This window comes from Crocinitomix catalasitica ATCC 23190, assembly GCF_000621625.1.
GTDB classification, from domain to species: Bacteria; Bacteroidota; Bacteroidia; order Flavobacteriales_D; family Crocinitomicaceae; genus Crocinitomix; species Crocinitomix catalasitica.
This window is the reverse complement of the sequence record NZ_JHXV01000037.1, coordinates 15,528-36,931: the sequence shown is the minus strand read 5'-3', so window position 1 is coordinate 36,931 and position 21,404 is coordinate 15,528. Positions and strand designations below refer to the sequence as shown.

General features: G+C 33.3%; 19 protein-coding genes. 6 read left to right on the top strand and 13 right to left on the bottom strand.

What is annotated here, in order from left to right:
- The first annotated feature begins 52 nt into the window (after window positions 1-52).
- The 4 genes from T367_RS0116915 to T367_RS0116900 all read left to right on the top strand — a co-directional run bounded on the left by T367_RS0116915 (window position 53) and on the right by T367_RS0116900 (window position 6,537).
- The gene (locus tag T367_RS0116915; RefSeq protein WP_035845463.1) at window positions 53-658 is read left to right on the top strand and encodes a ribonuclease HII; all 606 of its coding nucleotides are present in this window, start codon (window positions 53-55) and stop codon (window positions 656-658) included.
- A gap of 91 nt (window positions 659-749) precedes the next feature.
- Complete coding sequence (locus tag T367_RS0116910) at window positions 750-3,017, top strand: hypothetical protein (RefSeq protein ID WP_027420916.1); 2,268 nt, start codon at window positions 750-752, stop codon at window positions 3,015-3,017.
- Between the two features lie 12 nt (window positions 3,018-3,029).
- Window positions 3,030-5,660, top strand: a complete 2,631-nt coding sequence (locus tag T367_RS24205; protein WP_051568631.1) for a DUF5723 family protein — start codon at window positions 3,030-3,032, stop codon at window positions 5,658-5,660.
- Between the two features lie 106 nt (window positions 5,661-5,766).
- A complete protein-coding gene (locus T367_RS0116900) occupies window positions 5,767-6,537 on the top strand; it encodes a hypothetical protein (protein WP_027420915.1) in 771 nt (256 codons plus the stop codon).
- Here the strand turns inward: T367_RS0116900 and T367_RS24200 are convergent.
- Window positions 6,518-6,994 carry a DUF4783 domain-containing protein gene (locus T367_RS24200; protein ID WP_051568630.1) on the bottom strand — a complete coding sequence of 159 codons (477 nt, stop codon included), beginning with the start codon at window positions 6,992-6,994 and terminating at the stop codon, window positions 6,518-6,520. The two genes, T367_RS0116900 and T367_RS24200, sit on opposite strands and share 20 nt — an antisense overlap.
- Window positions 6,995-7,175: 181 nt before the next feature.
- Between T367_RS24200 and rlmH the strand changes: the two genes are divergently transcribed.
- A complete protein-coding gene (gene rlmH, locus T367_RS0116890; protein ID WP_027420914.1) occupies window positions 7,176-7,649 on the top strand; it encodes a 23S rRNA (pseudouridine(1915)-N(3))-methyltransferase RlmH in 474 nt (157 codons plus the stop codon).
- Here rlmH and T367_RS0116885 read toward each other — a convergent pair whose 3' ends face one another.
- Together T367_RS0116885 and T367_RS0116880 are read right to left on the bottom strand one after the other, a co-directional pair.
- Window positions 7,650-8,393 (bottom strand): formyl transferase, encoded by a 744-nt coding sequence (locus T367_RS0116885; RefSeq protein WP_027420913.1) that lies wholly within the window; start codon window positions 8,391-8,393, stop codon window positions 7,650-7,652. It abuts the gene before it with no gap.
- Window positions 8,383-9,357: a polysaccharide deacetylase family protein gene (locus T367_RS0116880; protein ID WP_027420912.1), complete on the bottom strand. Its 975-nt coding sequence runs from the start codon at window positions 9,355-9,357 to the stop codon at window positions 8,383-8,385. The genes T367_RS0116885 and T367_RS0116880 overlap by 11 nt, the downstream gene beginning before the upstream one ends.
- 156 nt (window positions 9,358-9,513) lie before the next feature.
- On the opposite strand from T367_RS0116880, the gene T367_RS0116875 reads away from it, so the two are divergent.
- Entirely contained in the window at window positions 9,514-10,824 is a 1,311-nt protein-coding gene (locus tag T367_RS0116875) for a hypothetical protein (RefSeq protein ID WP_027420911.1), read from the top strand.
- On the opposite strand, the gene T367_RS0116870 is transcribed toward T367_RS0116875, so the two are convergent.
- From T367_RS0116870 to T367_RS0116825, 10 genes are all read right to left on the bottom strand, one after another.
- Window positions 10,813-11,916, bottom strand: a complete 1,104-nt coding sequence (locus tag T367_RS0116870) for a glycosyltransferase family 4 protein (protein WP_027420910.1) — start codon at window positions 11,914-11,916, stop codon at window positions 10,813-10,815. The two genes, T367_RS0116875 and T367_RS0116870, sit on opposite strands and share 12 nt — an antisense overlap.
- A 3-nt stretch (window positions 11,917-11,919) precedes the next feature.
- Window positions 11,920-12,702: an FkbM family methyltransferase gene (locus T367_RS0116865; protein ID WP_027420909.1), complete on the bottom strand. Its 783-nt coding sequence runs from the start codon at window positions 12,700-12,702 to the stop codon at window positions 11,920-11,922.
- On the bottom strand, window positions 12,703-13,785 hold the full coding sequence (locus tag T367_RS0116860; protein WP_027420908.1) for a glycosyltransferase family 4 protein: 1,083 nt from the start codon (window positions 13,783-13,785) through the stop codon (window positions 12,703-12,705).
- The gene (locus T367_RS24195) at window positions 13,772-14,647 is read right to left on the bottom strand and encodes a glycosyltransferase family 2 protein (protein WP_027420907.1); all 876 of its coding nucleotides are present in this window, start codon (window positions 14,645-14,647) and stop codon (window positions 13,772-13,774) included. The genes T367_RS0116860 and T367_RS24195 overlap by 14 nt, the downstream gene beginning before the upstream one ends.
- A complete protein-coding gene (locus tag T367_RS0116850; protein WP_027420906.1) occupies window positions 14,647-15,453 on the bottom strand; it encodes an FkbM family methyltransferase in 807 nt (268 codons plus the stop codon). The genes T367_RS24195 and T367_RS0116850 overlap by 1 nt, the downstream gene beginning before the upstream one ends.
- Window positions 15,454-15,488: 35 nt before the next feature.
- On the bottom strand, window positions 15,489-16,610 hold the full coding sequence (locus T367_RS0116845) for a glycosyltransferase family protein (RefSeq protein WP_027420905.1): 1,122 nt from the start codon (window positions 16,608-16,610) through the stop codon (window positions 15,489-15,491).
- A gap of 2 nt (window positions 16,611-16,612) precedes the next feature.
- The gene (gene wecB / locus T367_RS0116840) at window positions 16,613-17,722 is read right to left on the bottom strand and encodes a non-hydrolyzing UDP-N-acetylglucosamine 2-epimerase (protein ID WP_027420904.1); all 1,110 of its coding nucleotides are present in this window, start codon (window positions 17,720-17,722) and stop codon (window positions 16,613-16,615) included.
- Entirely contained in the window at window positions 17,719-18,849 is a 1,131-nt protein-coding gene (locus T367_RS0116835) for a glycosyltransferase (RefSeq protein WP_027420903.1), read from the bottom strand. Before T367_RS0116835 ends, wecB begins: the two co-directional genes overlap by 4 nt.
- Before the next feature lie 5 nt (window positions 18,850-18,854).
- Window positions 18,855-19,832: a glycosyltransferase family 2 protein gene (locus T367_RS24190; protein ID WP_051568629.1), complete on the bottom strand. Its 978-nt coding sequence runs from the start codon at window positions 19,830-19,832 to the stop codon at window positions 18,855-18,857.
- A 64-nt stretch (window positions 19,833-19,896) separates the two neighbouring features.
- Entirely contained in the window at window positions 19,897-21,387 is a 1,491-nt protein-coding gene (locus tag T367_RS0116825; RefSeq protein ID WP_084274468.1) for an oligosaccharide flippase family protein, read from the bottom strand.
- Window positions 21,388-21,404: the final 17 nt, after the last annotated feature.

Here is a 21,404-nt window from a genome sequence, read left to right as displayed (position 1 = left end):
TTTGTTAAATGCGTTTAGTCTGTTCTGAAATTAACCTAATATATAAGTAGCTATGCCATTGTTGATTAGGTTTGGTAAAGATGGTGTTGAAGCTGGTTGTGACGAAGCGGGACGCGGTTGCTTGGCTGGTCCAGTAGTTGCCGCAGCTGTTATTCTTCCCAACCGTCTCAATCATAAATACCTTAACGATTCTAAAAAATTATCGGCGAAACAGCGTCATGAAATATTACCGTTGATCAAGTCTAAAGCATTGGCATACGGAATTGGGGTAGTTGAGCACGATGAAATTGACAAAATCAATATATTAAATGCATCTTTTTTAGCCATGCACCGTGCAGTTGATGCGCTAAAACTAAAACCAGAATTATTATTGATTGATGGCAATCGTTTTAATCCTTACCCTGACATTCCACATGTTTGTATTATTAAAGGGGACGGTAAATACAAGTCCATCGCAGCAGCAAGTATATTGGCTAAAACTTATCGAGACGAATTGATGCTGTCCTATCATGAAAAGTATCCGCATTACGATTGGGATCACAATATGGGATATCCTACAAAAAAACACCGTCAAGGCATTGTCGATAACGGTCCTTGCCCAATTCATCGCAAGTCTTTTAAGTTGCTTTCAGATGCGCAAATGGAGTTATTTAAATAGTTCACAAAAGGTTGTGCATATATATTCTTGCACCTCGCTTTAGCACAGTTGGTTTCACTTAAATTTGCGCAGGGCAACTAACATTTCAATTTTGAAGGTATTTAGAATCTTTTTTATAGCATTGGCGACTGCTGTTTTTTGTTTTTTGGGCTATTATTTATACCAAAAACAATACAATCAATATTCGCTGCTGTCCTTTCAACTCAACGATAAGGCGGTTAATGTTATTCTTACTGATATTGACAAGTTATCCGCAAAAGTCGACCAGTTTAGTGATCTAGATATATCTGAAATACCAGTAGCGGTCGAACAGCATCTTGATGCAATTCTTGCTCGCAAATCTGGCGCTATTAGAGATATTTTTGGTCGAACGATTTTATTGTCTTACGACGCTACTGATTTTGTTTTAGCTTTTCATAATAACGAATTAAACGAATCTGCAGCATTAGCTGTTCTAGGTATTGAAGCAAAGAGTAAGGAAGAAGGTTTCTTTTTAAATGGTAAACGTTATTACGTCAATAAATACGGAAATTATTTCGTCTTAAGTTCGACTAAAATTAATCCACTTCCTTCAAAAATAGAAGCCTACGGAGGGAATGCTGATTATGTAGTTTATGCGGATAGTACCATTAAATCAAAACATATCTTAGCCAATAAATCGCATTTTACAATTTGGAATGCGAAAGCGGAAACGGTTAGAGGTAAAGCCGTAATTCCAACCGAATTTATTGCGAAATTACCAGCCGAATTCGACACGGTTACATTTTACGGCAGTTCGCGTTTATACGATGATAAATACACTTTTTTTAAAAATCCGGATGAGGACTTTTTAAATTGGGCAGCGAATGGTGTGCTGGTCTTGAAGAAAGGATCGTTTGAAATTTTATTAGCTCCCCAAAACGATCAAAGAGATTTACGACTCATTTTAGAAGAAGAAACTTTAAATAATCAATCGGATTCATCCAATTTAAAGAAGATTAAGATGAAAGGTTATACGATTATGCCATTTCAATCCAGTAATAATTGGCAAAGTACTATTCCAGATGTGCATGAACAACTCAACTATTTCACTGCTGTAGAAAATTTTAATGTTTTGAGTAATTCTCTCGAGGCAATTAATTGGTATTTGGCCGAATTACAAACGGGGAATTTTGTGAGTTATGGTGATCCTATTTCGAATAAGATACGGAGTTCAATGCCTGAAGCTGTACATTATTTTCAATTCATTAACAATAAAGAAACCGAGGATATGAAAATAGCTACCAAAATTTGGAAGGAAAAATGGTTGTGCACACATACAGAGACGGTTTTGATTGGGAGTGAAAAAAGCGCAAGTGACAATGCGAATCTTGCTTTAGATTTAGAGTTTGTGACAACAGGTGTTATTGAATTGAATAAGAAAGAAAAAAAACAAATTCTAGTATATTCTAAAAATCAGTTGGCTTGCGTTGATCCCGTTAAAGGAGTTGTATGGACCCATAAATTGAAGTCGAGTTTAAAACAAAAACCTGCCGTTGTAGATATCGATAAAGATGGGAATTCCGAAATCTTATTGTTCCACGAGGAGCATTTAAACTTATTGTCTATTGATGGAGATGTGAAGCAAGGATTTCCCATACAATTAGGAGGTAAAAGTAATGGAGGTGTAGCCTTAAATTATGATTTGGCTTATGATTATAGATTTTTAATTACGGTTGGAAATTCTGTTAAAATGTTTAATGAAAATGGGCAAATTGTTTTAGGTTGGGAGTTTAATTCTACCAACAACCTTGCTTTTCAGTCGAATATGACCTATCTTCAATTAAAAGGGAAAGATTATATTGGTTTATCAGAGTCAAGCGGAATGTATTATGTTTTAAATAGAAAGGGACAAAATAGATTCCAACAAAATCATCAATTTAATTTTAAAAGTGCGAGTGATTTTATAGCTGGCGAGAACGAAGATGATTTACATAAGCTAGGTTATGCTAATCAATATATTTATAATTATTATTTAAAAACAGGGATTGTTGATTCAATTAAAGTTGATCGACAATTAACACCGATAGAACTGCGCTGGAAAAAAATAAATAATAAACCATTTTTATTGGCAGACGAACCGAACCGCATATTTATTATTGATCAATTTGGATATATAGAAACCGAGATATTAAAACCGCAAGGAGCAACAAAGTTTTTAGATATTCACTCCAACCAATTTTTAGTTTTTTACGATATGAATAAAGAACTTCTTTACATCCTCAATCGGTCTGGAAAAATTATAGCAAAGAGTACAGTTGATTCAGAAAATGCCTTTTCCATTTCAGAAAATCAGCTTTATGTGATTACAAATGATAAATTGAAAATAATTAACCTATAAAAACAAATACTTATGAAAAGAAAAATACTAGTTTTATTGATGTTGGGTATTTGCTCCCTTCCTAGTTTAGCGCAAGATTTTTTGGGCTATAGGCAGAGTAATTATTCTGGTGTATCTGGGGGAGATTTAAATCCCGCGCACATTGCGGATAACCGTTTTAAGGTAGATGTAACCTTGTTTGGTATGTCAACTTCGGCGTATAACGATCACTTGTATATCAATCCGCACATTATGCCTTATTGGTGGAATGGATCGTTCTCCGGTGATACAATCAAGAATCCAAAAGCTGCAGCATGGCAAGAAACGTTAAGTTTCGATCGTTTAATTTCTAGTGCAAATGCACAAGATTCGGTCAATGCGAATAAAGGAAGTTTATTTGAGTTTGGGAACCCAAAAGGTTTGAATAGACAGTTTTTCTTCGAAACCAATATTGATATTTTAAATGCAATGGTATCCATTTCAGATAAAATGGCGATAAGTATTGGTGTAAAGAATAGAACTTTTCTAAATATTGACAATGTTTCACCAGAGTTAATTGCATTAGCTACAAATGGGCTTGATTTTGCTTCACTGTGGAATCAGAATTTTACAGATGAAACTATAAACTTAGCTTTTAATAATTGGACGGAATATAATTTAGGTTTCGCCATGTCTGTTTTAGATGAAGGTGAACATTTTTTGAAAGCAGGTGTAAAAGTTAAATTCTTACAAGGTTTAGGTTCGATATACATGTATAGTGATGAAATGCGTTATAATGTTAAAAACGCAGATACTTTATATGGTCTAGGCGGAGATTTCAATTATGGTTATTCTGCAAATATTGATGAGGTTTGGGATGCTTCTTCAAGTTCTTATACCGGTGGTTCGGGCGCTGATAGTTCTTTAACCTTCGGAGACGTGAGACAAATGCAATCTAAATTAGGATTAGGGTTTGACATTGGTGTAGTTTACGAATGGCGTCCAGATTGGGAAGAGTACAAATACGACATGGACGGTGAGACGAATATTTGGAGAAAAGACCGTAATAAATATAAGGTAAAATTTAGTTTAGCTTTGAATGATATTGGAGGTATGCGTTATGAAAAATCTAAGAATAGCCGAGATTTTAGCGTTGATGTACCTTTCGATGATCAAAATGCTGTATTGAGTCTTTTTGATTTTGATGATACGGAAGGATTAGAATCGTTTAACGCAAATGTTGATACCTTGGTACAAGCTGGTTACGCTTCTTATGATTCTGAAGATGAAGGATCGTATTATATGAATTTACCAACGCATTTAACAGCAAATATTGATTACCATGTTTGGAGTGATATTTATGTAAATGCAGGTGCATTTGTTGGGTTTCAAATGAAAAATGATGCGCATAAGGTAAGATATCCAACTACTTTTAGTGTTACACCTAGATATGATTTTGCTTGGGCTGGTTTATCTATTCCTGTTAATTACAATACAATTTATGGAGCAACTGCTGGTCTAGGTTTACGTTTGGGTCCTGTAATTCTAGGAACAAGTGATTTACGTACATTATTCGTTCGTGAGAAGGATAAAAAAATACGTGGTGCTAATTTCTACTTTGCATTAAAAGTACCAATTCTACATAGTCATCCGAATGATGTCGATTTAGATAAGGTTTCTGATAAATTAGATGCTTGTCCTGATATTGCAGGTGTTTGGGCGTTTAAAGGTTGTCCTGATTCTGATTTAGATGGTATTCAAGATTCAGAGGACGAATGTCCTAACGATCCTGGAACAGCAGAATTTAACGGTTGTCCTGATAGAGATGGAGATAAAGTAATAGATAAGAATGATGATTGTCCAGATGATCCAGGTTTAGTTGAGTTTAATGGATGTCCAGATAGAGATGGCGATAAAATCATTGATAAAGATGATGAATGTCCTGATGTTGCAGGGATTGAATTATTTAAAGGATGTCCAGATACGGATGGTGATGGCTTAAAAGATGAAGATGATTTATGTCCAACTGTTGCTGGTCCTATCGAAAATCAAGGATGTCCTGATTCTGATAATGATGGAATTTTTGATTATTTAGATTCTTGCCCTACTGAAGCAGGTCCAGTTGAAAATAGAGGTTGTCCTTGGCCTGATACTGATGGCGATGGCTTATTAGATAAAGATGATAAATGTCCTTATAATGCAGGTCCAGCGAAGAATGATGGTTGTCCTTATAAAGATACAGACGGTGATGGAGTATTGGATAAAGATGATAATTGTGTGAATGTACCAGGTACAATTGAAAATAAAGGTTGTCCTGAAATTGATGAGAAAGATCAAATTGTCATCAATACGGCTTTTGAAAACCTAGAATTTGAATCTGCTAAAGCTGTGATTAAAGAAAGCTCTTATGAGTCTTTAACCAACTTAGCAATCTTATTGGTTGACAAGAAAGATTGGAAATTGAAAGTTTCTGGACATACAGATAGTCAAGGTGCGGCTCAGTCTAACTTGATTCTTTCTAAGAAAAGAGCTGAAGCTGTTCAACAATATTTAATTACAAATGGTGTTGAGGCTGAACGAATTCTAGTTGAGTACTTTGGCGAGGAAAAACCAATCGATACGAATGATACACCAGAAGGACGTCAGAAAAATAGACGTGTTGAAATGGATATTCAATTCGAATAATATTTTGTTAAAATCTTAAAATTAATGCCTGTTTCAATAATTGAAACAGGCATTTTTATTTTATTCTTTTTACTTTAGCTCCTTTTTGGTTAAATACAAAATTTTTATGCAAACATTTAAATGGTTCAAATTAATGAGTAAACCTGTTGGTTTATGCTTTCTTTTTGTACTTGTAATAGTTAGTTGTACCCGTAATAAATCAATAGAAATTGATGTAGATGGCATTAAAAGCTATGTTGCGGATATCACAAGTCCTGACCGCGAATTTGCAGTAGGGCAAAGTATGAAATTTTCTAAAGAAAATAGATCTTATAGAGCGATTGAGTATTTGCTAGAAGATTCAATCGTATTGCATTATGAGGAATTGGAGAACGGAGATGATATAACAAGAAGAAGTGTTTATTATAAGTCAGGTGTTCCTGTTTTTATTGATGAGAATATTGTATCAAACGTGCTCGAATTCGGTTTTGTTTCGCGACAAATTTATACCAATGGACACGATATACTTTCTGCTACTGAAAGAGCTGCTGTTAACGAAATGGACCTTGAATTTGCCCCAATAAAAGAGGCGAATGTAAATATAAACGACTATGATTTTGATAGGGCACATAGAGCCGTTTCTCAAACGGGAGAATTTGAAATGAAATTTGGGGAGTTCTTAATTATAGAGCCTGATAATTATTTGATACTTGAAAATGATAAGAGCAATTATAATGTAGCACTCTTCTTTCAGGAAGGTGATATTTTAATAGATTCGTTACAATCTAACCCGGATTTATACCAAGGGGAAACAATTTTTGTTTATCACAGTTTTGTGATGGTTTCTTCAATCGAAAGGATGCTCTATAAAGGTGGGTTTATTGTGGAAGATAACTAGCCTTCTCAATTGCTAATGAAGTAATCAATTTCAGTCCTTTTAATTGTCGACTGTTAATAGTTACACGGTATGTTTTCTTTTGAGCTGTCTTAAGCTCTCCAATCAAATAAAAACTATTCTTATCAATATTACCTTGGTGCATAACTGTAAACGATACAGGTGCATCTGCAATGAAAAAATTCTTTAAAATTTGATGAGCCTGAGATTTCGAATAAAGACTGCTTTTTTCGTTGATCGATAAATCAATATTCCCTGCAAAATATTCGGCAATTTTAGCCGCATTACCAGTTTTGAATGCTACTGTAATGTTTTGCTCAAAATTTGACAATGATTGTGTAACCCCTCCAACGCGGAATGTTTTAGCAGTTTCAACCTTTGCCAATTCGATTTCAGCATCTTGTGAAAAACCAAAACTAGCTTGGAGCAAAACTAAAAAGGTAAACGTGATTTTTTTCATTTCAATTAATTCTACTTAAATCAACTTCTCAGTGCATTATATCAAAAACTAAGCCAATATTGATACTATGGCAAAACATATAAATATGCAACGTGATTTGTACAATATAAAGACCCTAATCTAAGAAAATTAGTTTCATTGGCGACTTATAATGTTAATTTTGTTATTCATTTTTTGCTTTATGAAGATCAAATTAATTGCCATTGGTAAAACCAACGAATCCTTTTTACTTGAAGGAGAGAACGAGTATTTAAAAAGGATTACAAAATATATTGGCTTCGAAAAAATAGAAATACCAGATCTTAAAAATGCCAAAAATTTATCCGAGCATGAGATTAAATTAGAGGAAGGTAAACTGATTCTTAAAAAAATTGAAGGCAGTGGATTGGTAATTCTTTTGGACGATAAAGGCAAAGAATTTACCTCTATGAAGTTCGCCAATTGGATGCAACAAAAAATGAATATGAGTTATAAGCATATCACTTTTGTAATTGGTGGAGCTTATGGATTTTCGGATGCTGTTTATAATATTGCAGATCAAAAAATATCATTATCAAAATTAACCTTCTCTCACCAAATGATTCGCCTGTTTTTTATCGAACAAATATATCGTGCTTTTACGATTTTGAATAACGAACCTTACCATCACGAATAATTATCGAACGAATTCGAGCAATGTTGGATGATAATAAAGGTGACTCTCTTCTGAAAGTGAAGATTTGGGTTGGATATTATTTGTTTGCAAGGCTTCTACATGTTTTTCAATCAATTTTAATCCACCGCAGTATTGTAAAATAGGATAGGTTTTAAAATTGTCAACTTTTGTAGGTGTTAATATAATTTGATCGATTATCGCACCAGTATCAATTCCAGTATCTACCAAATGTAAAGTTGTTCCAAATAAATCTGTACGCCCATTTTTTATTGCCCAAAATCCACCGTGAACCCCTCTATAACTTGGCGTGATACCCACATGTATATTGACGAATTTAGCTTGAGTAGCTGAAAGTACTTTCGCTTTTATTATTCTGGTGCCATTAATAAAAATAATGTCAGGATCTATCTTTTTAATGTGCTCAATTAAGGCTGCATCATGAACACTATTCACTTGATATTGTTGAATAGGTAAAGGTTGATGTTGAATATTATAATCCTTCAATATTGCTTTGATCCGATCTTTACGCTTGGGAATAAAAGGGTGGGCAAATAACATAAATAGTACTTGTCCTATTACTTTACTCAAACCTAATTTTTTTATGCGTCTTTTTAAGATTGTCTTTTTGCTTTCAGACGCTTCTAGGACGATTTCAACAGCATCAAAATGTTTAGCGACTGTCGTATGTAATAAGTCGGTTGTTAAGCCTGCCTGCGCTATGATTAATGCTTTTTTATTTGACATGAGCTGCAATTTCAGACATGGTTAACGATGGGAAATTAAATTCTTGATGCAATGCTTGCTGGTACTTTAATATTTCGGCCAATTGTTTTAAGTTTTCCTCAGTAAACGTACAAAAATTATGTGGATGCCACCAGAGATGATAAATCGCTCCAGATTTTGCTGCCTTTCGCATTTCTTTTTTGATGCGACGAACTTTTAGATGGTCTAAAAAATTGAATTTCTGAGCAGGTCTTAAAAAACGTGAAGCAGGTAAATTTATAGGACGTTCATTTTCTGCTTTTAAAGCATCTATTTTTATAGTATCTGTTTTAGATAAGGGGAAATAAGCATCCAAAACACGCATTAATTTCTTAATAAACGGTTCGGTGCCGTAGGTCGAATTCCGCCAATACTTATTGGGTTGATTGCCTCTGTAAACTAGTATGCCTTCGTTAAAACATGCCGCCAAACAAGTTTCATCGACTTGGTTGCGAGGGAATACAATAGATTTGAATTGAATATTTAATTTTTCAGCAATGCTTGTCATCTTTTGCAGGTCTAACTTAAAGTCTTCTATGTATTGTCCTGATTCTAAACAATAATAATGACTGTAAGTATGCGAAGCCAATTCGTAATTTTTATTTTGAAGAATGTTCTTGATTTCTTGCGGAGCAATGATCAAATCTTCATGCATCGTTTCTAAATTCAATTTGGAAAGTGGAAAAGGGGATAGGTTATGGTCTTTATAACCTATTTGCATACCTTTTGATGCTGTTAATAATTCTTCAATCGTATCATGCACCAATAAACCAACTACTGCCCAAGTTACATGGGTATTGTATTTGTCAAAAGTTTTTAAGAGTTGTGTAAGAACATCGTTAATCGCAACGAATTCTTGTGCAATATCTTGCGTTTGTCGTACATCACGAACGCCCCAATATTTTTCAAAATCTAATGATATACAAAAAGCTCCTTTATTCGCCATACAGTTCTCACAAAGGTACATATTTTCCTTTTCTCAAATCATACCATAATAACGGTGATGAACGATTAAAAATATTGTTGGTCTATTAGCTTTTTAAGTCGAATCAAAAAATTCTAATTAAATTAGCTGCTCCAGCAATTTATAGGCGCAAAAGCAATGGGCGAAATAACAATTATTGATTGGGCTATTTGGCTTGTATATTTCACATTAATTTTTTTGGTGTTATTTATTTATCGTGCCAATAAATCTGAAAAATACTATCGTTATTTCTTACCAGGTTTTACCAGTAAAGTTTTCGGAGGCTTAATGTTCACCTTGATTTATGTCTATTATTACAAATTTGGTGACACCTTTCTTTATTTCCGAGGTGCAAATGTTCTCTCTCAAACTTTCATCGATCATCCAATTGATTATTTTCGACTTTTGTTTTCAAGTCATAAAAATTTACCTTTAGATTTAGATCAAATTACGTCAAATATTTCTTATTCGCGAGGAGCAGAGGAATGGTTTATGGTGAAGTTATTATCGCCATTTGTTCTGTTATCATTTCAATCTTATTTAGTAACAACTCTTTTATTATCTACCATTGCGTTTTTTGGTGCTTGGAAATTGTACAAGGTCTTTGTTGATGTCATGCCAAAACAAGATATTTTGAATTTTATTGCTGTATTTTTATTGCCGTCCGTTGTTTTTTGGGGAAGTGGAATAATGAAAGATACGTTCACGTTGGCAGGGATCAATTTAATTATCTATATCTGCTATTTCACCTTCTTTAAATATAAATGGAGCTTTTTAAAATTTTCAATTTTAGTATTTGCCTGCTTTTTGGTCTATAAACTAAAAGATTATGTTTTAATTGCTTTTATTCCAGGGTTATTATTTGGTTTGACGGCGGCATTTAAAGATCGGATTCACAATAAGGTTTTAAGGAAATTGTTGGGTTTAACTTTAGTTATAATAACAGGATTTATACTGTATGTCAGTACAGTAATAGTGGCAGAATTGTCGAGCAGCTATACCTATAATGCCGTGAAAGGAAAAGTCAAAGGATTTCATAGTTGGCACACTGATATCGGAGGATCAACTTACGATTTAGGGGTTGCAGATTATTCATTAACTGGCGTTGTACAAAAAATTCCAGCAGCATTAAATGCTACTTATTTTAGGCCTTATTTATGGGAAGCTTCTAATCCCGTAGTTTTACTTGCTGCGATAGAAAGTACATTCGTTTTTTTACTATTTGTTTATTTAATCTTTAAATTGAGGGGCAAGTTTTTTCGCCTTATTTTCGGCCGACCGTTATTAACGACAATTACAGTATATATTTTATTGTTTGGTTTTATTGTAGGCTTTACATCCTATAATTTTGGAGCCTTAGGACGCTATAAAATTCCAACAACTTCGCTATTTATTTTCCTTTTACTGTACTTGTATTCATACAAATTCGAAAAGAAATCAATCGACTAATGCGTCCAAATATATTTGGCGAACTGCTTTCGCATTTTTCGTCCAACTGAATGTCTTTGCATAAGCAATCATCTGATTAGAATCTTTAGGTTGATGCACTGCTGACTCAATTCCACTTGCAATAGATGCTACACTTAATGGATCAACTAAATTTGCCAAATCGCCTCCTACTTCTACTGTTGCACCATAATTACTTGTGATTACAGGTTTTCCAAAAGAGAAAGCTTCTAGAATAGGCAATCCGAATCCTTCAAATAATGAAGGGAAAAGAAAAGCACTGCAAGACGAATAAAGCGCACGTAAAGTAACGTTGTTTACTTTGTCAAAATGAACAATATTAGATTCGTTTAAATCTAAATTCAAATAATTATGGCCGACAATTACTAATTTAAATTCAGGATTTTGATTGCTGAATTGTTTGAATGCGGCAATAGAACGCTCAATGTTTTTGTGGGTTCTTATTTGACCAACGATCAAAATATATGGGGATGAAACTTCTAATTCGTTCAGTATAGTTTGCACCTCTTGGTCATCAATAGCATTAAAATCAGCGGCAAGTCCATTGTGGATGGTTGTGTGTTTTTGCTCGTCATCAATCAATTTGTATTGTGCCAAAATTTCCCTTTTGATACTATCGGAAACAAAAATTATTTTCTTAGCTTTCTTTAATGTGAGTCCCAATGATGTCTTGAAATAAAGAGATTTTAAACCCAGTTTATCATTGAATTTTTTAACCTTATTGTTCGAGTTAGAATCGTGTACTGTTGCGACAATTGGAATATTACCTGTGAAAATCGGCGTGTCTAGATGAGGATAATGATAAACATCAGGTGCTAATTCTCGAATGATTTTACCCATTTTAATATAATTAGCTGGTCCCATATGTCCTGCATTAATGATCTTAATTTCAACATTTTTAAATGGAGCTAAACTTTTGTAGATCGCATTGTCTTTTTTTATTGTTGGATTGATTAAAATGATCAAATAATCTTCTGGAAATAACCGTAAATAGGCTTCTAACAAGCAAATAATATATCTACTTATTCCGCTATAATAATTGAGATGAATGCGTGCATCAAATACAATTTTCATCGTTTAAAAAAGATTTTTATATTGATCCAAATCTACTGTTGGGATTAAAAAATAATAACCGTCGGCGGGAATTTCTGTGTCAATTAGGGTCAGAACACCGTTTTTAAGGCTTACAAAATCATATTTATAGGTAGATCGAATAGCAGTTGCAAACGAGCCTGGTAAAGTTCCAGCTCGATTTAAACATGGATGAGAGAATTCAATTAAAACAACTGGCTTATCGTTTAAAAGGATGTTTTTCATGCCCTCAAAAGCATTTGGTTCATGGCCTTCAATATCAATCTTAATGAAATCAACTTTATGACCTAAATTTAAATCGTCAATACTGATTTTTTTTACTTCAATGTTTTTCGTTGTTTTATCTTCATTTTCACCAATAAAAGCTACGCCTGTATTGGGGGCTCCAAAATCTAAAAGCGGTAATTTCATATTTATCACACCATTTTCATTACTTGCAGCAGCATGATATGTTGTGATATTAGGTAAGTTAAATTTCTGACAAACCTGTTCTAGAATTTTATAAGTAAAGTCAATCGGTTCAAAGGCATGTACACGACCTTGAGGACATAATTCAGCCAGTGCTATTGCATAATGGCCATAATTAGCACCAATATCTAATACCGTTGAGTTTTTTGTGAGGAAATGAGACATGAAAGTGAACTCGGCTTCACTCATCGTTCCATTTTTAATGTCTTTTATTTTACCTCGGGCATAGGCTTTTGCATAGACATCCTCACCGAATGTTTTGTAAATGATTTTTTTTAATATCGTCCTTGTTTTATTCATCTACAATTTTTCTTTTACGAGTGAAGTGTATCGTTCTGCCATTTTTACCACCGAATAATTTTGCTTAACTTCTTCTCTTGCATCAAGTCCGACTTTAATGGAGTTGTCAAAATTTTCAATCACAAAATTTATTTGGTTTGCCAAATCTACTGAATTTCGATCTTTATATAACCATCCAGTTTTCTGATGTTCAAGAATCGCAGCATTATTTTTAATATCCGAAGTGATAACAGGCAAACCACAGGCCATTGCTTGCAGTATTGCTGTGCTCATCGTTTCGCTATTTGTAGCAAGAATGTAAATACCAATGCGATTGTAAAAATCTATCATTTCAGCATCATTTAAAAATCCTAAAAAATTGACAGCATCAATTACTTTTAATTCGTGCGCTAAAGCAATAACCGCATTATAGGTTGCTCCATCGCCTGCAATTTCCAATTTAACTTCGGGATGTTTTTGGAGCACGATTTTAAAAGCTTTCAATAAGTTAGTATGATCTTTTGTTTGCATCATTCTTGACGCCATTCCCAATACTAATGGATTTCTATTCTCAACTGTTTTGTATTTGCCAATATCTATTCCATTTGATATGACATGAATAGGAACCTTGCTTTTATATTTTGCAAGTAGTTCGTCCTTAAAATTCTCACTTAAGCAAATAACACCATCCGAGCGTTTAAGTGCGTATTTTGAAAGGAAATTAAGGGTGATGCCTTTGGTATTATTGTCTTGATGTTCGATATAATAAACCGAACAATTAGGGTGCTTTTTTTTATATTGAAGTGCAGGAATAATCAATTCACTATTGTGTACGATAATAGTGTCGGGATTTAAATCTCTTAAGGTTTCAGTGAACTGTCCAAACGATCGAATATATTGTTTCGGTTTTTTTCGAATTTCACTAAAGTCAATATCAAGCGATTCACATTTTTTTAGGTAAGCATTAACAGATGGTTCGATGCCAAAAAAGACGAGATGATTAATAAAATTATCACCGAACGAACTTTCTATTAACGGAAAAACAACATTGGCATGTCCACCTAAACCGGAATATAAAACATGTATAACTTTAGGCTTGTCCATTGATCATTATTTTTTTAAAAATAGCTAAAGTTCGACGTCTTAAAATTTGATTGGATCTTCTCATTATTCCTTTAAACCATAATTTGAAAGCCAATTTTTTATTATTTTCTATTGATGCTGATAATGCAGCCAAAGTCAATAGTTCGGCTTGGACATTTCTAATAATACCTGCTTCAATTTGGAGGTTTTTTTGTAGTTCTGCCACCATGATGTCCTTAGAGGTAAGAATTGTTTCTGTTGAGGCCACTTCCATCGAGCGCTCACCATGAACAACAATCGCTGAAGTAACTTTATTAGAGATATGTAATTCGTGATTTTGGGCGATTTGTAAAACCAATAACCAATCCTCACCAATTTTTAATTCCCTATTCTCTGAAAACGGAAATTCTAAAGCGACTGTTCTGTCAAGGAAAAATTGGCAAGCAAATAAATTCTGTTTTTCTATTCGCCGTTTTATGTTCCAGGCTGATAGGCTAGGGACTTGCTTTTTTTCTCCGTTATTAAGTAATTCATATCTACTGTGAAAGAATGCTGGCAGATTTAACGCATTCAATTTATCAAATGCCAATTGTAAATGTTGCGGATAAATAAGGTCATCCGAATCTAAGAAAAACACATATTTCCCCTTAGCGTTTTTTACACCGGTATTCCGCGCTTTACCACGTTCACCATTTTCTTGATAAATATATTTTATGCGGTTGTCTGTATATGTTGCAATTGTAGCACGCGTATCATCTGTACTACCATCGTCAATGATTAAAAGCTCAAAGTCCTGAAATGACTGATTTATAACACTATTAATTGTTTCACCAATTATGTGTGCGCGATTGTAAGTTGGTATGATAACAGTGAAAAAGGGCATTAGGCCAGCAAATGTTTAAATTGATTTATTCGATCTTTTGGGATAAAGATATAATCAGATTTTGACAGTTCGCCGTGAATTCCAAATTCTTCGATGGATTCTATTCGAATCGGTTGTGTTTTTTGAACTCTAAAGATTGCGTAGTTATGGAGTGAAAGCAATTTTTCAATTTCTTGTTGTCTTTCTATTCTTTCTGAATTTTCTAAGTTGTATGCAGGTAATATTTCGCAGGAAATTATGGCGTTTTGACAGACTTCAAATAAAGATTGAAGTACAAACAATTCGGCGCCTTCAACGTCTATCTTCACCAAATCAAAATTATTTAAACCTAGTGCTGCGAGTGAGCTCGTCTCAATATTAATTGCCATTCTATCTTCGCCACTTCTAAAATCTGCTAACATGGATGCACTAGAATCGGATTTATCCCTTCCTAAAAGATAAAGCTTTTTTTTGCTGCTTTGGGTATCTAGTGCGTAAGGATTAATTGTACAATTTTCGAATTCATTTTTGGTGATCAAGTCCTCAACATATTTCACACAATTATAATTCGGTTCAAAGCCAGTGTAGGTGGCAGAAGGATAAGGCGCTTTCCATTTTATTAACGTTTGCCCGACATTTACAACAACATCTAAAAAGTTAGTATCTGTTGAACCGAATTCCTTTAATAAATCATCCATCCATGGTTCGGCATCTGATAAATTGGCAAATCCGAGTCCATTGAAGATTGGGATTCTAAACTTCTTCCCCGCATTATTTAACGGGTATACTCTATAGATCCCAAGCTTGTTAAGTATTCTTTTTAGCATTCACTTTGGTTGTTCAATGGTTGAAATAAATAACTTTAGTTATAAAGTATTTTTGCGATTTGATTTATTTTATTTTGATAACTATTATCAATGGCAAATTGTCTTCGAAATTCCTTCGCTTCTGCTCGATTCCAATGTTTTAAATCTAAGCTAGTTTTTTTTATTAATTCGGGGAGTTCTTCATTGTTATTTGTCATTAACAATAATTCGTCTTTCCTTTCCTTATATTCATTAAACCAAGACGAAATGGTAATGTTTCCCGCATAAAAATAACCCATCATTTTATGCGGATTAATTATTATATCTCTTTTGTCTTCTCTGTACAAAACTAAATTTATATCAAACGAATTCATCCATTTTATTAATTCTTGAGCTGGTTGTGCACCGACAAAATAAACATTCTTTCTTTTTTTAAGTTCTGCAACTCTTTTTTGAATGGTTAGAGGTGTTTTCCCTAAATTATTCGTTTCAAAAGGACCTACAAAAATAAAGTCTATGTTTGGATTGAAATCAGCAATTAATTCTATTAAATCATAATCAACGTTCCCGTTAAAGTTAGATATTAGACCAGCTTTTATAGTGTTTTGACCAGGTAATTCCATTTGAGCATGCTTATGTTTCTCAAAATTGATGATGTCAGCAGCATGCCCAGTTTTTACTATGTTGGAATTATAGTTATTTAATCTTTCACGCAATAATGCGGATGATAATAAAACTAAATCTGATGTTTTTGCAAGGACTTCTTCACGAGACTTTCCAGAATGTACATCAACCGTATGATAAATTCTTTTACCCGCTTCCCAAACTGACTGTTGAAAAAATCGATTTGGGTCAAATGTCCAAACCAAGTCAAAGTTGTCAATTTTTAAGTGCTTTTGAATTTTTTTAGCTTGAATTTTATAAATTCTATCTTGTATTTTTGTCGGTAAATCGTTTAGTTTTGGGACTAAATTCAGATAATCTATCTGGGTTAAATTATTATGTATTTTATTCGATCTAAAACCCATGGATGCGAATGGTATTTTACTAAATGTAGTCGGTGGGTTTAAAAAATAAACCTCATTATTCAACGATAAATAATTCGCATAATGATGCTTGGAAACGAAATTTTCACCCCATGGTTCAGGAGAAATCAGTAGAATTTTTTTATTTTTCACAGTTATTTAGCTAATATTTCCGTTGCGATAATATGAACAATTCTTTCAGTCGCTTTTCCATCCCAAAGATACGGTTTTTCACCTTTTTTGAATTTTCCGTGGTTGATATCTTTAATATGTTTGGCAATAATATCAAAATTAAGTGGAACCAGTTCATTTGTGCCAATTTCAATAGTTGCTGGTCGTTCTGTATTTTCTCGGATCGTTAAACAAGGTACGCCTCTGTAAGTAGCCTCCTCTTGAATTCCACCACTGTCCGTTAAAATATATTTTGCTTTTTTGATGAGGTACTGAAAGTCGAAATATCCTAATGGATCTGTTATTATTATATTTTCAATCGCCAAGAGACTCGGAAGTAAATCGAATTTCTCTAAAGCTTTTTTACTTCTTGGATGAAGTGGAATGACAACTTGAATTGAAGCAGCCATCATAGAAATTATTTCAATAATTTTTTGAAGCGATTCTTTTTGATCTACGTTTGACGGTCTATGAAAAGTCATTGCAGCGAATTCGTCTGCTATTTGATAAGTACTTTTAATTGCGGAGGATTCAATTTTTGTATCAAAATGATAAATTGTATCGATCATTGTATTTCCGACATGATAGATATTTCCAGGATTCATTTCATTTGCTAAATTTTTAATCCCAGATTCTTCAGTGACAAATAAATACTTCGCAAGTGAGTCTGTGATTTTACGATTAAATTCCTCAGGCATGTCGTTGTCAAAAGATCGAAGACCACTCTCAATATGGGCAAGTGGAATATTCATTTTTACGGCAACTTCGGCGGCTGCAAGGGTAGAATTCACGTCTCCAGGGACAATCATTAAATCAGGTTGATACTTTTCCGTGATCAACTGTTCAATTTCAACTTTCATCAGTTGAATTTGTTCGTCTGATTTGACTTGTGGTATATTCAAAAAATAATCAGGAATTGTTCCGAGTTCTTCAAAAAAAACAGTGCTCATTTGATGATCATAATGTTGACCGGTATGGGCAATTTTTAATTGCAAATGAGGGTATTTTTTTATTTGTGTCTTGAACTGAGTTATTTTAATAAAATTTGGGCGTGTCCCAACAATAATTAGTATTTTTTTTTGATGATACGTCATAAATTTAAGTCTTGGGATAGTGCTTTAAAGAAAATATTGCCGACCTCAGTAGCATTGTATTTTTGAGCAATTTCCTCTGCAATGGCTTCTTTGTTGAAGGCATCATATTGTTCCATTATTTTGTTCATCTGCTCCGACCAATTTTTTGGAGTCATTTCGTCAACTAATATGCCATTGTCAGGATTTACAAAATCTTTTAATCCTCCAATATTAGTTGCGATAACAGGAGTTCCGCAAGCCAAAGCTTCAGCGCAAATTGCTGAAAAGGTTTCATAATTGGATGATTGACAATAAACATTTGTAGATTTTAATAAACTAGCGACTTCTTCTTTATTAATACGACCTTTAATTTTGATTTGATTGGTTAGGCCAAGTTCGTTTACATGGTTCAATATTGTTTCGTCTAGCTGGCCTGATCCCGCAAGTATTAAAGAAATATTTGGTGATTTTTTATAAAGTAAATGAAACGCATCAATTAAAAGAATTGGATTTTTTAGTGTGCTCCATGAATTGATTGAACAGAAAGTAAACTGTTCATTTTCAACTTTAGCTGTAAAATTAAAGTGCGTATGATCAACAATATTCGGAATAATATTGTATTCCAGTTCTGGTTGATTCGAAAATTTTCGGATGTCTTGTCCAAGCGCATTCGAAACAACATTTATTGGGATATTATGTTTAAAAATATTTGCAATACGTAACCTACCTTTGTTGTTTTCAGCTAAGTTGAAATTTTCGTGATATGCTGACCATTGCTCAGAAATACAAAACTTTATTGATTTAAATTCGGATTTAAATTTCTCGATGTTAATCGCATTTGGATAGGCAATGTAAAAATTTACAAGATCGAAATTACTTCCGAATTCTTTGAGAAAATTTCGTATGTTTTTGGCGAGATAAATTTCTTTGATTCTCCACTTATTAATGATTGGCTTAACTGTAATTCTCGTTAAATTATTTCCTTCGTAATTTAAATTTGTTTCAGATTTGGAATATTTGCCTGGACGTACATGTAAAATAGAATTCTTGCAATGAGGAGCTAACGATTTTATATGTTTTGCAATAAAAACGCCTTCAATTTTATTGTCTGGATTTGGAAACCAAGGGACGATATGTAGAATGTTCATTTTTTTCAACGTAAAAATAAAAGATAAGATACCGATTCTAAACGATATGAAATGCGATAAATTATTTTTTGACTAACCCACATAAATGTAGGAATAGGTAATATTTTTATTAATATGCGTTGTTTTAGCGTCCCAATACCAAAAGGATCTTTTTTCGCAAAATTGGTCATTTCTGATTTAATTTGATCAAATTTTTGTTTTTCGTATAAAAATTTTAGAAGCTCTCTGTAGGTATATCTATATTCACGCAAACGATGCAAGCGATGTATACTTATATGGTTGTCATATTGGCTGTAAATAGCAACTTTTCCTCTTAAACGACTAATATGTTGATGGTGGATGCCTCCTGGATGAATTCTATAATAAACATGTCGGTTTGGAGATCCATAAACTTTGTTGACAGATAGCGCAATTCTCATCCAATAGTCCCAATCTTCTGTTCCTCTCATTATCTGACTCTCATTAAAATAACCAACTTTCTGTATTAACTGTTTGTTGAAAAGTACTGTATTGGTGTTAACTGAGCAAGAATGATAAAGAATGTTGAAGAAGTCAATGCCTATCATTTCTCCTGAAACCCAATCATAAGCTTCTAAAACAGGTTCTTTTTCTGGGGTATAGAAATAACCTAAACCATATAAAAAATCGGGCTTGTATTTTTTTACCTCTTCGATTTGACTGCTTAGTTTTTCTTCAGTCCAAAGGTCGTCCGAATCTAAAAAGGCCAACCAGTCCCCTTTACTTTTTTTGATGCCTAAATTTCGAGCTGAAGCTTGTCCTCCATTTGTTTTATATAAATAATGAATGCGTGGATCTTGCTTTGTAAATGCTTTACAAATACTTGCTGAATCATCTGTTGATCCATCATCTACCATTAATAATTCCCAGTTTTGGTAAGTTTGACGCAATACAGACTGAATTGTTTCTTCAAGGTACAATTCAGTATTATAAACAGGAACAATTATTGAAATTAGTTCGCTCATAAGTTACGTAGAATTTTAAAGTAGAATATCATTTACTGTCTCCGCTGGGATGGGAAAAATTAATTTATTTTTTTCTAAATATTCGATTGGTAATTTGAGACAAATTAATGAAATTGAATTGAATCAAAAACCAAAGGTACGAAAACAATAATACAATTTTAAAGAAGAAAAGTAGAACATAGTTGATGGCTATAAACTGGTCTATATAACTTCCTATCATAAATAAAGGGATAAATACAGACAATACAATTAGTGATTTATCTTTTGGAAATGGTAATGGGTATAATTTTTGGGATACAATAAAAAGTATTATATTATTGACTAAAACACTTATTAAAGTTGCGATTGCAGCACCTAATAATCCGAATATTGGAATCAATAAATAGTTTAAAATTATATTCACAATTCCTGCAAAAATTACGATGAAAGGATAGTATTTAGTTTTGTTCATGATATGCAAACCGGGAGAGAATAATCCAATACCACTAATAATAACAGATAGATAGAATATCGGCATTAAAATACTTGCAGAATAATAATTCGGTTGGGTAAATATATACAGCGTCTCATAGGAAAAAAACGCTAATAATAATGTACCCATTGTACCAACAGCAATAAATAATCTAAAAATTCTTCCCAATTGATTTTGGGTGTCATCTTCAGCATGTTTCTCAAATATTATTGGCGCCAAAGCAGATTGAAAAGACATGATGACAATTGATAGAATTGATGAAAATTTGAACGCCATATCGTATATACCGACTTCCGCCAAAGAGTAGGTCATTTCTTTAATGAATACGCGATCGGTAAAATTGAGTATTAGGTAGGCAAGCGCCGCTGGAATCATTGGTGTACTAAAAGCGACAAGTTTCTTCAATTCAATTCTACCGATGTATAAAATTATATAATCTCTCAAATAATAAAGCTGGAGTAACATTATTAAAGGCGTAATGATTAATGAGGCCATATATACACTATCAATCCTCATGTCCATGACCAATGCTAAAAACAAAATTAAAGCAATGTTTAATATTGCCTGTAAGAACATGGTAAGTGAGTAGGCTTTAGTTTGACGCAAGAACTTCAATTGTACACCTAAAGCATTAAATAATCCATATACAAAAATCGCTAAAAGACTTAAAATATAGGTGCTTGTTTTGATAGTCTCTTCTTCAGATAAGAATTTGATAACTTGATCTTTGAGCGTAAAACCAATTATTAAAAAAATAGAATAAGTTAGTAGCGTAAACCAAAAACCAGTGGACCCAATACGTTGTTGTTCTTGTAACGTAACTCCTTTTTCTGAGATGTATCTACCAACTCCTTGATAGATTTGAAATGAAAAAATAGCAGCTCCTAATGCTCCGAATATTCCAAGCATAGCCAAAATACCATATTCAGCTTGTGTAAAATATTCAGAATAGAACGGTATTAGCAATAAACTCACCCCTTTGGTAAGTAAATTTGCTATGGTGTATAGCCCCCCTTCTTTAATTAAATCACGAAGCATTGTAGTTAAACTGTTGTTTCTGCAAATATAATCAAACTGATGCATGGTTGCTTATTGAAAAG

Coding starts and splice junctions, on each gene's coding strand:
- T367_RS0116870 (WP_027420910.1), bottom strand. CDS start 11,916: ATGAAAATTGTATTTGATGCACGCATTCATCTCAATTATTATAGCGGA.
- T367_RS0116860 (WP_027420908.1), bottom strand. CDS start 13,785: ATGGACAAGCCTAAAGTTATACATGTTTTATATTCCGGTTTAGGTGGA.
- T367_RS0116885 (WP_027420913.1), bottom strand. CDS start 8,393: ATGTCAAATAAAAAAGCATTAATCATAGCGCAGGCAGGCTTAACAACC.
- T367_RS0116875 (WP_027420911.1), top strand. CDS start 9,514: ATGGGCGAAATAACAATTATTGATTGGGCTATTTGGCTTGTATATTTC.
- T367_RS24190 (WP_051568629.1), bottom strand. CDS start 19,832: ATGAGCGAACTAATTTCAATAATTGTTCCTGTTTATAATACTGAATTG.
- T367_RS0116880 (WP_027420912.1), bottom strand. CDS start 9,357: ATGGCGAATAAAGGAGCTTTTTGTATATCATTAGATTTTGAAAAATAT.
- T367_RS24205 (WP_051568631.1), top strand. CDS start 3,030: ATGAAAAGAAAAATACTAGTTTTATTGATGTTGGGTATTTGCTCCCTT.
- rlmH (WP_027420914.1), top strand. CDS start 7,176: ATGAAGATCAAATTAATTGCCATTGGTAAAACCAACGAATCCTTTTTA.
- T367_RS0116915 (WP_035845463.1), top strand. CDS start 53: ATGCCATTGTTGATTAGGTTTGGTAAAGATGGTGTTGAAGCTGGTTGT.
- T367_RS0116835 (WP_027420903.1), bottom strand. CDS start 18,849: ATGAACATTCTACATATCGTCCCTTGGTTTCCAAATCCAGACAATAAA.
- T367_RS24200 (WP_051568630.1), bottom strand. CDS start 6,994: ATGAAAAAAATCACGTTTACCTTTTTAGTTTTGCTCCAAGCTAGTTTT.
- T367_RS0116825 (WP_084274468.1), bottom strand. CDS start 21,387: ATGCATCAGTTTGATTATATTTGCAGAAACAACAGTTTAACTACAATG.
- T367_RS0116865 (WP_027420909.1), bottom strand. CDS start 12,702: ATGAATAAAACAAGGACGATATTAAAAAAAATCATTTACAAAACATTC.
- wecB (WP_027420904.1), bottom strand. CDS start 17,722: ATGACGTATCATCAAAAAAAAATACTAATTATTGTTGGGACACGCCCA.
- T367_RS0116850 (WP_027420906.1), bottom strand. CDS start 15,453: ATGCTAAAAAGAATACTTAACAAGCTTGGGATCTATAGAGTATACCCG.
- T367_RS24195 (WP_027420907.1), bottom strand. CDS start 14,647: ATGCCCTTTTTCACTGTTATCATACCAACTTACAATCGCGCACACATA.
- T367_RS0116900 (WP_027420915.1), top strand. CDS start 5,767: ATGCAAACATTTAAATGGTTCAAATTAATGAGTAAACCTGTTGGTTTA.